Here is a 10,018-nt window from a genome sequence, read left to right on the forward strand (position 1 = left end):
TGTTCGTAACTCATTGATTCTCCTTATTCTAATCCACGGAAGAAGTCCGTATCAATCTCTCGGTAGGGCTGGATATCCTGAACATACTCCAACACGCCTTGGAATTCCCCGTTTTCATCGTGTACCGCAGCATAGGTAATGTGGACAAACTTGCCTCGCGAATCTGACTTGAACCACATTTCATACTTGTCCTTGACCCCTTCACGAAGACCTTGCATAACGGCCTTCACCTTTTCTAGATATTTGGGCGGATGGCAGAGTTCTACATTGCGCCCGACTTGGGACGGCGTCCGTTTGAAAATCATCTCATCAGCTGGCGTATTGTCATTGTAATACTGAAAAATATCGTCTTTATTGACAAAAGTGATCTCCATAGGGAGGTGATTGAGGATGAGATTGGCCTGCTCGACGGAGAGATAACCATTGCCAAAAGCCTGTTGACTATGACGGTCCAGCACTGCTTCCTTTTCCTTAGGGGTAAAGGTAATGGTGAACTGGCCTTCTGGTGTATCGATAACTTGCTGAACTTGACCTTCAGCCGTGTCCAGCTGCACGGGCTCCTCTGCACTCTTTTCCTCAACGAAACTCTGTCGTTCTGGCACCCATTTTTCAGACGGACGGATGATGGCATAGCCGTAGGCATCGCTCTCCTCCGCAATCTGAATCCAGTCATCCTGGGTGAACGACTCAAGAAGAATCATGAGAAGGATGGACTCTTCCTTGAAAATCATACTTTCAAACTCTGTCGCAAAAGCTTCAAAGGCCTCCTTTACAGTGGAAATCGCCACTTCTGGTAGTGCCTTAGCCGTCGCTAGAGCTGTCTGAAAGAGTTCTCTGATCTGGTCATCCACCCCCCACATGACTTTAGGAGGTGAATCGTGACCATAGCGCTCCATGATGGGAAAAAAGAGCTCTTCCTTGCGCTGATAATGGATGTTAAATTGCCCCAACAGCCCCATTTGACGGACCAAGCCCTTGCGCATCTCTGCCAGCATTTCCTCATCTTCCATAGACTCATAGGTATCCAACAGTCTCCGAATGCGAATCAAAGCTGCACGGAGAGCCAGATTTTCATCCTTGAAGACGCGAACGGGATGGCCAGGGTGTTCAGTATCCTCTACTTCGACGCCCTTAACAGCATTTTTAAAAAGATTAGCATGGACATCGCAGAGTTCCATGACATCTTCAAAGGTGACACCTGAGTCTGAGTTCATCAGCTCGTGCTCCATGAGGGAAATCTCAATGGCTGAAACACCCGTAAAAGTCGCATCAAAACGCTCCTGAACTGACTCGGGAGAGGCGCCGTTGTGCAATTCTAACAAAATATCCCGTAGGATATGAATCCGTTCATCTGCCATTAGTCTAATCCAATCACTTCGTAACCATTCGCTTCCAGTGTGCGGACAATCTTGTCCATAGGAGTTCCTTCAAGTTTAGAACCCTGCTTAAGCGATACTTTGCGACCGACTGTGTTGCGCATCAAGGGATTAGCAAGTGGTTTAAAACCAAGCTCCACTAGGATTTCCAAGACTTCCGGGTGCTTGTCTACCACTTCTGCAACGGGAATTGATACATCGATGATATTGTCCATGACGACCTCCATTGTATGTTCTAATACTCAATGAAAATCAAAGAGCAAACTAGGAAGCTAGCCACAGGTTGCTCAAAACAGTGTTTTGAGGTTGTGGATAGAACTGACGAAGTCAGTAACCATACCTACGGCAAGGTGAAGCTGACGTGGTTTGAAGAGATTTTCGAAGAGTATAAAATGATTTTACTGCTTATATTATACCATATGGGAAGAGATTAAAAAACTAGCAGCGTAGTTCCTGCTAGTTTCTTTCATTTCAAGTTATTCCTTATCATCTGGTTTTGCGAGCCACTGGGCTACATCCATCAGCTTGTCAGCAAGCAGTACTTTCCCGAAACCTACTAGAGCATTGTCATCTTTTTTCATGTTCTTCAGGACTTTGATGCTTTGCATCACAAAAAAGTAATTCCCGTAAGTCTTGGTCAGAATTTTAATGAATCCCATATTACTCACCTTCGATGATTTCAGCTTCTTTTCGGATAGTTTCTATGTCTTCTTGATATTGTTCTTCATTATAGTTAACTAATTTAGATAACTCCTGTTGCAAGCTTTCCCCCATCGGTTTCATGGTCGCAAAGGTTAAGCCACCTGAAATAATACCACCTAGGATAGGAATGAATTTCCCCATTCCTTTGGCTAGGCCTCCTTTTGTCAGATTAACACCAAAAATTTTCAAAACTTTTTTCAAAATCGGATACCAGAGGGTCTTTGTCAAGGCTTTCTGAGGAACGGTTTTCATCACTTGCTTAGCAACCGCAACACCTCCCGCTCGAAGCAATGCAGCTGTACCATTTACTCCCAGCATCACACCGAGGTACAGTAGAAGTGTGTTTTTAGCTTCCTCGCTTAACTCATTGCGCGATGCCCAGAGATCATCAAATCCGTAAATATACCCTAGTTCTTGAGCTAATTTCAATGAAAAACCATAAAACTGAGCTACGTCTGTTGGGATAGTGATCGCCATGAGAATCCCTCCAGGTAGACCTGCCAAAACCGAAGTTCCACTGGCTAACAGGACATTATCCTTAATACAGGCCTTGGCCACTCTATCCAAGCTTTCCTGGGGTAATAAAGCCGTCGGTCCTTGTTCAATCAAAGTTGGAATATCCTTACGGTCTAATTCCTTTGAAAACTTTTCTACTAAAAATTTCTCTCGATCAACTTTGACTACGGGTAATTTTACCACTTGTTGCAGCACTTGCATAGCTATATCTTGTTTAGCCATATGTCTCTCCGTTTTTCATTTATATCAAGCTTTATCATATCATACTATTTGAAATTTACAAATTTTTTAAACTGCGTTTTACAAAGGCAACATATTGATGATTAACAAATAGACTACTCTGACAAGAAAAAAGAGGGGTATCCCCTCTTTCTTAGTTCTTATCCAGATTGCGTAGCATTTCGTCAATCTTGTTTCCATATTCGATGGATTCGTCTTTGACGAAGGTCAAATCTGGGATTTTGTACAATTTCAAATTGCGACCAAGTTCACGTTTGATGGTACCAGTTGCTTTCTCAAGCCCGATTTGAGCTTTTTGGTTATCCGAAGCAAGGTTACTCAAAATGGTGTAGTAAACCTTGGCAACAGACAAATCACCTAGCATCTGAACATCTGTAATGGTCACACCTTGGACACGTGGATCACGGACTTTCTTTTGCAAAATCTCATTGACTTCACGCTTGATTTCCATGCCCACACGATCCGTACGGAAATGATTTGCCATGATATTCCTTTCTCTACTTTGAACCAAAAGCTAGGCCAGCAGACCTAGCTATTTCTGTTAGATAGAGGAACTAGAGCCATTTGAATCTAGGAAATAAGCCTTAGATAGAACTAAGGGTTCATCAAGGCGCTGTTGACGACGAGTCAAATTGGCTATCGTTTCTCTATTATCGTTTGATTTCTTCCATGACATAAGCCTCAATCACATCATCAGTCTTGATATCATTGTAGCCATCAATCATCAATCCACCTTCACGACCGTTTGTAACTTCTTTGACGTCGTCTTTGTAGTGTTTCAAGCTTGCGAGTTCACCGTCATAGATAACGACACCGTCACGGATAACACGGACTTTCGAGTCACGGGTAACCTTACCGTTGATAACCATGAATCCACCGATAGTTCCCACTTTAGATACCTTAAAGGTTTCACGGATAACTGCTTCACCGATAACTTTTTCTTCAAATTCTGGGTCAAGCATCCCTTTCATGGCTTCTTCCATCTCTTCGATAACCTTGTAGATAATGCTGTGGAGACGGATTTCTACATCGTCAGCTTCCGCTTGTTGACGCGCTTGTGGTGTAGGGCGTACGTTGAAACCAACGATAAAGGCATTTGAAGCTTCGGCAAGAGTCACGTCAGATTCATTGATGGCACCGACCGCTGAGTGAACGATGGTAACTTTGACACCTTCTACGTCAATCTTTTGAAGGGAGGCAGAAAGGGCTTCAACAGAACCTTGTACGTCGGCCTTGATGATGATATTAACTGACTTGAGCTCACCAGCTTTAAGTGTATCAAAGAGGTTTTCAAGGCTGACACGTTGGGTAGCTTGGCGTTGTTTCATGAGGGCACGTTTCGCACGCTCTTCACCGGCTGCACGCGCAGATTTTTCATCTTCGTAAACGGCAAAGTGGTCACCCGCCATTGGCGCTTCGTTCAAACCTGTAATAGAAACTGGTGTTGATGGGCCTGCAACCTTGACACGACGACCAAGGTCATTGGTCATAGCACGGACACGACCGAAGGTATTTCCGACAACGATTGGGTCTTGGACATTCAAGGTACCTTGTTGGACAAGAAGGGTTGCGACTGCACCTTTTCCTTTATCCAAGCGCGCTTCGATAACCGTACCGATAGCACGCACTGTTGGGTCTGCTTTGAGTTCTTGGATTTCAGCCACAAGAAGGACTGTTTCCAACAATTCTTCGATATTTTGGTTGAATTTAGCTGAGATTTCAACAAATTCAGAATCTCCGCCCCAAGCTGTTGACATGACACCATGCTCTGCCAATTCACCGATAACGCGTTCTGGGTTGGCACCTGGTTTATCAATCTTGTTGATAGCTACGATGATTGGAACGTTGGCCGCTTTTGAGTGGTTGATGGCTTCGATAGTCTGAGGCATAACCCCATCATCGGCCGCTACAACCAAGATAGTAATATCGGTAACAGATGCACCACGCGCACGCATAGAGGTAAAGGCCGCGTGTCCTGGTGTATCAAGGAAGGTAATCTTCTTGCCATTTTCCACGATTTGGTAGGCACCGATATGCTGCGTGATACCACCTGCTTCACCTGTCGCTACACGAGAGTTACGAAGGGTATCCAAGAGGGTTGTCTTACCATGGTCAACGTGTCCCATGATGGTTACAACTGGTGGACGCTCAACCAATTCATCTTCGTTAAGATAGTCATCTTCGACAAAGAAACGTTCGATGTCGGCATTATCCACTTCAACCTTTTGTTTGGCTTCAATACCGTAATCCACCATGAGGAGTTCAATGGTTTCCCCATCCAAGGATTGGTTTTGTGTGGCCATGACACCCATCATAAAGAGTTTCTTAACGATTTCAGCTGGTTCACGTTTGATCCGTTTTGCGATTTCCGCAACAGTCATACCATCTGTATACTCAAATTCTGTTGGCAATTCGTGGAACTTACGCTCTGTAACAGGTTTTGGAGCCTGGTTACGGTTGTTTTGCTTGTTCCCTTTTTTATTTTTCTTGTTGTTATTCCAGTTACTATTTCTTTGATTTCTCACTTGATTCTGACTACTTCGATTCTTTTGTTGTTTTCTAGGACCATCTTCTTCGTGATCATAATCGTCACGTTCTTTGTCTGGTCGAGCTTGTTTTTTACGACGTGTATCCACTGGCGCTTCTTTCGCTACAGGAGCTACTGTTACGGCTGGTTGCGTTTGTTCAGCTAGCTTAGCAGCTTCCTCAAAGATTTCCTCTGGCTCCTTGCGTTTGTTAGCTTGAGCCAAGGCTTCTTTGGCTGCTTGCGATTGTTTGAAGCGCTCCTCGCTTGAGCGTGCGTACTCTGCATTTTGCTCTGCTTTTAGGGCTGCTGCACGGGCTTTAAAGTCAACACGTGGCCCAGCTTGTTTTGGCTGGAAGTCTTGTTGCAGACGGCGATCATTGCCACGATTTCCTTGACCTTGTGGTTTTTTCCCTTGGTCGTTAAATCGGCGATTGTCGCGGTTCCCTTGACCAGGTTTACCACCATTACGGCCGTCATTTTTCTGACGGTTGCCGTTTTGTTGTTGGTCACGGTTGTTGCCCTTGTTTTGTTTGCGTCGCTCTGCCTGCTCTTTGGCACGCGCCTCACGCTCCGCCTTGAAGTTTCGACTCTGTGGTCTTGCGGCCACTACTTTTTCTTCCTTAGGAGCTGCAGGTGTAGCTGATTTGCTTTCTTCCTTAGCGGCTACTGGTTTAGCTGATACAGGCTTTTCTGCTTTCTTTTCTACACTTGCTTTTGGTGCTGCAGGTTTTGCTTCTGCCTTAGGAGCAGGTGCAGATTTAAAGCTCGCTGCGATTTGCTCAGCAGCAGCAGCTTCCACGCTCGATGAGTGGCTTTTCACATCCAAGCCCAACTCTTTTGCACGCGCTACAACTTCTTTACTTTCTTTTCCAAGTTCTTTTGCGATTTCGTACAATCTTTTCTTAGACAAATCATGTCCTCCTCTTCTATTCCATAAGAGACCTCATTTTCTTTGTAAATCCAGCATCTGTCACAGCCAAAACCTTTCTCGATTTTCCGACTGCTATGCTTAATTCCAGTGTTGAAAACACGGTTATAACTTCTACTTGATAATAGTCACTTTTATCTTGAATCTTCTTGGTCAGATTGGGACCAGCATCATGGGCTAGAAAGACTAGCTTGGCTTTCTGGTCTTGGATGGCTTTAACCACCAATTCCTCTCCTGATATGATCCGGCCTGCTCGTTGAGCAAGTCCCAAGAGATTACTTATCTTTTGCTTATTCAAGTCCTAACTCTCTTCTTTTCACTTTGTGATCCACATAAGCAATCAACTCGTCATAAAAGCTTTCTTCCACTTCCATGTTAAAGCTGCGGTTAAAGACTCTCTTCTTTTTGGCCTCTAGGGCTTCTGCATTGTCTAGCTTGATATAAGCGCCACGACCATTGGCCTTGCCTGTCGGATCGATAAAGACTTGCCCTTCTTTGTTCTTGACAATGCGGAGCAAATCACGCTTATCAATCACTTCGTTGGATACAACAGACTTGCGCAAAGGGATTTTTCTTGTTTTCATCTTTCCCTCCTCTAGCAGCTTTTATTCTTCGATCAATTCGTCCGCAGCTGCGTAATCCACTTGACCTGCTTCTTCCATAGCTTCAAACTCACTGGCAGACTTGATATCGATACGGTAACCTGTCAAATGAGCCGCCAAGCGAACGTTTTGTCCACGACGACCGATGGCAAGAGAAAGCTTGTTATCAGGCACAACGACCAAGGCACGTTTGCTGTCGTTTTCATCAAAGATAACTTGGTCAACCTCTGCAGGTGCGATGGCATTGTAAATAAACTCAGCTGGATCTGCTACCCACTCGATAACGTCGATGTTTTCTTCGACAGGAATCATGCGGTCGCTCTTGGCATCGTAACGAGCTGGGTGGAATTTGCTGGTTATTTTCTTGATGTTGGCACCACCACGTCCAACGATTGTCCCGATAGCGTCCACGTTTGGATTGTGGCTACGAACGGCAACTTTGGTACGGTCACCAGCTTCGCGGGCTACGCTCATGATTTCAACAGTTCCATCGTAAACTTCTGGAATTTCTTGCTCCATCAAGCGTTTGATCATTTCTGGATGGCTTCGGCTAACAAAGACATTGACACCACGAGGATTGTCTTCAACCTTGTAAACGTAGACTTCGATACGGTCGTGGGAAGCAAAAACTTCTCCAGGGATTTGGTCTTGTTTTGACAATTGGGCTTCGATGCTGCCGAGATTGACATAGATAAAGCGGTTGTCAAATCGTTCTACTGTACCAGACATGATTTCTTGTTCATGTTCTTTATAAGTATTGTAAGTGATGGCACGTGTTTGCTTGCGCATTTTTTCCATGATGGTTTGTTTAGCAGATTGGGCTGCTACACGACCAAACTCAGCAGGTGCTTCTTCAAACTTGATTTTGTCACCAAGTTCATAGGCTGAATTAATGGCAAGAGCATCTTTCAAGCTGATTTCCAAACGGCTATCAAATACTTCATCAACCACTTCACGAACAGTATAGACAGTAAAGTCACCTGTTTTTTCATTGAAGTCGATGGCTACGCTATCAGATTGACCATAGCGTCTGCGATAAGCGGAACGAAGCGACTCTACTACTGCGTCGATGATGTCTTCTTTTTTGATTCCCTTGTCTTCTTCCAAAATGCGGAAGGCCTCTAGCATTTCTTTACTCATGTTCTTTTTACTTTTGAATCCTCAAAAGCTATCCTTTCTTTTCTATAGTTTTACTGCTAAACGTGCTTTTGATACTAAACTGTATGGAATTTGGACGGTTTTCTTACGTGTCTTGTCCATATATTCCATGGTCAACTCATCCTCTTCAAAGGATACCAAAGTTCCTTCAAAGACTTTTTGTTTATCGATGGCTTGGTAGAGCCCGACATGAATGTATTTCCCAACCGCTCCAGCGACAGCATCCTTGGTTTTCAAAGGACGTTCCAAGCCTGGACTGGTGATTTCTAGGAAATATTGTTCTGGGAAGGGATCAGGCTTGATAGTATCAAGAACAGGACTGATGATTTCTGTCAGGTCTGCCGTGTCGTTCAAGGTAATTCCTTCGGGTTTATCTACAAAAATACTGAGAATCATGTCACTGCCAATCTTTCCATACTCGATATCCACGAGCTCGAAAGGCGCTTGGATGACAGGTTCTACAACTTCTCTGACTAATTCTACGATTGTTGCGATTGCGTCCACCTCCTCATAAGCAAGAGGCGAAGATATTTCCCCGCCTCTCTTTCTCATATTCTTACTATCAGTATAGCACGTTTGTCAATTTATGTAAAGCATTAGCACTCAAACAGCTGGTTTTCAAGCTATTTCTTAAAATTCTGCTTCAACTCGATAGATCACTTGACCTTTGCTGGAGAATTTTTGCTCATACTCTGTCATGACATTGCCTTCAAAATCACTGGCATGCAAGTCCAGCCAAACACCATTGAGTTTCATCCCATACTGAGAAAAGCTCACTAGACTGTACTCAAACAAGCCACGGTTATCTGTCTTGAAATGGATTTCCCCATTCTCAGGCAAGATGCGCTTGAAGGTATCCAAGAAACTCTTGTAAGTCAAACGACGTTTTTCATGGCGTTTTTTAGGCCAGGGATCTGAAAAGTTTAGGTAGAGACGATCAATCTCACCGTCTTCAAAGTAGTCGGTCAGATCTGAACCATCTACCCACAGCAACTTGATGTTGGGCACTCCAACTTCTAATACCTTATCCAAGGCATAACTCAATACCGACTTTTGGATATCAATCCCGATGTAGTTGATGTCAGGATTTTGCTTGGCCATTCCGGATACGAAGGCCCCTTTCCCACTTCCAACCTCTACATGAATAGGATGATCATTTCCAAACAAGTCTCGCCATTTCCCTTTAGCTTCCAAGGGATTGAGGACCACATACTGAGGATTGGCCTCTAGTAATTCTGTCGCCCCTTTACGATTTCTAACTCTCATCTCTTCTTTCCATACTTATCGCGGAAGACACGCAAGGCGTAAATCTCCCGGTTTACATTGTCTAAATCTTGATTTTCACAGTATTTGGCAATCTGGTTCAAATAAGAATACTGACCATACCAATACAATTTATCTAACACTGTCTGATTGTACTTATAGCCGTAGTCTCTCAACCATTGACGCCACTGATGATCTGGAATGTAGTGGCATAGCAAATGCGCCACATCAAACATACGATCCGTCAGACGAACCGAATCCCAATCCACTAGATAAACGAGTCCACTCTCCGTCTCAATCCAATTACTATGACGAAGATCCCCATGCACAATCGTTGCATGGTCTTCCCTAAAACCTGGAACCGTCTTACCTAGTTCCGCAATCACACTGTTCAAATAGTGATTCTGCTTCAAGATTTCTGGAACTCCTTGCTGCCAAGAACGTAGCAAATCAACTGGTGTTTCCATGGTATATCCCAAACGGCTCAACTGCTTCATCAAGGGACGCGAGCGGTGAAGGCGGTTCAAGATATTGATAATCTGCTTGCGATTCATATCGTAAGGGGTCAAGATTTTACCCGTCAGCCATTCCTGAGCACACATATCACGACCATCCGCTAAACGACGAGTCCATAGTAATTGAGGAGCGATTTGTTCTCTGGCTAGGCCAGGTAGGATTGGAGAGGTGTTCATTTTTACAAAGACGC

At 44.3% G+C, this 10,018-nt stretch carries 12 protein-coding genes; all 12 read right to left on the minus strand.

Going from position 1 to position 10,018, the window contains the following annotated elements; translation table 11 throughout:
- Window positions 1–23 precede the first annotated feature (23 nt).
- Window positions 24–1,358, minus strand: coding sequence for a DUF438 domain-containing protein (locus tag GMD4S_RS05865; RefSeq protein WP_000752872.1), 1,335 nt, complete (start codon window positions 1,356–1,358; stop codon window positions 24–26).
- On the minus strand, window positions 1,358–1,591 hold the full coding sequence (locus GMD4S_RS05870) for a DUF1858 domain-containing protein (RefSeq protein ID WP_000368739.1): 234 nt from the start codon (window positions 1,589–1,591) through the stop codon (window positions 1,358–1,360). Before GMD4S_RS05870 ends, GMD4S_RS05865 begins: the two co-directional genes overlap by 1 nt.
- Before the next feature lie 261 nt (window positions 1,592–1,852).
- Window positions 1,853–2,035: a hypothetical protein gene (locus GMD4S_RS05880; RefSeq protein WP_000505783.1), complete on the minus strand. Its 183-nt coding sequence runs from the start codon at window positions 2,033–2,035 to the stop codon at window positions 1,853–1,855.
- A gap of 1 nt (window position 2,036) precedes the next feature.
- Entirely contained in the window at window positions 2,037–2,816 is a 780-nt protein-coding gene (locus GMD4S_RS05885) for a hypothetical protein (protein ID WP_001118425.1), read from the minus strand.
- A gap of 151 nt (window positions 2,817–2,967) precedes the next feature.
- Window positions 2,968–3,318, minus strand: a complete 351-nt coding sequence (gene rbfA / locus GMD4S_RS05890; protein WP_001273601.1) for a 30S ribosome-binding factor RbfA — start codon at window positions 3,316–3,318, stop codon at window positions 2,968–2,970.
- A 166-nt stretch (window positions 3,319–3,484) separates the two neighbouring features.
- Window positions 3,485–6,271 (minus strand): translation initiation factor IF-2, encoded by a 2,787-nt coding sequence (gene infB / locus GMD4S_RS05895; RefSeq protein WP_000039179.1) that lies wholly within the window; start codon window positions 6,269–6,271, stop codon window positions 3,485–3,487.
- A 16-nt stretch (window positions 6,272–6,287) separates the two neighbouring features.
- The gene (locus GMD4S_RS05900; RefSeq protein WP_001041396.1) at window positions 6,288–6,587 is read right to left on the minus strand and encodes a YlxQ-related RNA-binding protein; all 300 of its coding nucleotides are present in this window, start codon (window positions 6,585–6,587) and stop codon (window positions 6,288–6,290) included.
- Complete coding sequence (gene rnpM / locus GMD4S_RS05905; protein ID WP_000857564.1) at window positions 6,580–6,873, minus strand: RNase P modulator RnpM; 294 nt, start codon at window positions 6,871–6,873, stop codon at window positions 6,580–6,582. The genes GMD4S_RS05900 and rnpM overlap by 8 nt, the downstream gene beginning before the upstream one ends.
- Window positions 6,874–6,894: 21 nt before the next feature.
- Window positions 6,895–8,031: a transcription termination factor NusA gene (nusA, locus tag GMD4S_RS05910; protein ID WP_000032277.1), complete on the minus strand. Its 1,137-nt coding sequence runs from the start codon at window positions 8,029–8,031 to the stop codon at window positions 6,895–6,897.
- A gap of 42 nt (window positions 8,032–8,073) precedes the next feature.
- A complete protein-coding gene (gene rimP / locus GMD4S_RS05915; RefSeq protein ID WP_000338695.1) occupies window positions 8,074–8,553 on the minus strand; it encodes a ribosome maturation factor RimP in 480 nt (159 codons plus the stop codon).
- A 126-nt stretch (window positions 8,554–8,679) separates the two neighbouring features.
- The gene (gene trmB, locus GMD4S_RS05920) at window positions 8,680–9,315 is read right to left on the minus strand and encodes a tRNA (guanosine(46)-N7)-methyltransferase TrmB (protein ID WP_001266088.1); all 636 of its coding nucleotides are present in this window, start codon (window positions 9,313–9,315) and stop codon (window positions 8,680–8,682) included.
- Window positions 9,312–10,018: cell cycle regulator CcrZ (gene ccrZ / locus GMD4S_RS05925; protein ID WP_000321372.1), on the minus strand; the 707-nt coding region annotated here is incomplete at its 5' end. The genes trmB and ccrZ, both read right to left, overlap by 4 nt.

The organism is Streptococcus sp. GMD4S, assembly GCF_000296955.1.